The sequence below is a fragment of the Prescottella defluvii genome, assembly GCF_000738775.1.
GTDB classification, from domain to species: Bacteria; Actinomycetota; Actinomycetes; order Mycobacteriales; family Mycobacteriaceae; genus Prescottella; species Prescottella defluvii.
In genome coordinates, this window is record NZ_JPOC01000199.1 from 1 (window position 1) to 226 (window position 226).

Genomic DNA, 226 nt, shown 5'->3' on the forward strand with positions numbered 1-226 from the left:
ACGCGTGGGGGTACTGGTCGGAGGAGCTGTGGAAGTCCCGCCCCCAGATCCTCGACGCCCTGAACGCGTGGTGACAGCCTGTCGCCGGTGACCGTGGCGCGGAAGGTCAGTTCCCCCGCACCATGTCCACGAACAGCCCGTGCACACGCCGGTCACCGGTGACCTCCGGATGGAACGAGGTCGCCAGGACAGCGCCCTGCCGAACCGCGACGATGTGTCCGGCGGC

General features: G+C 69.5%; 1 pseudogene. It reads right to left on the reverse strand.

Annotation, left to right across the window (positions count from 1 at the left end):
- Nucleotides 1-106: 106 nt before the first annotated feature.
- Nucleotides 107-226, reverse strand: a pseudogene (locus IJ15_RS0124460) (pyridoxal 5'-phosphate synthase glutaminase subunit PdxT); the annotation flags it as partial.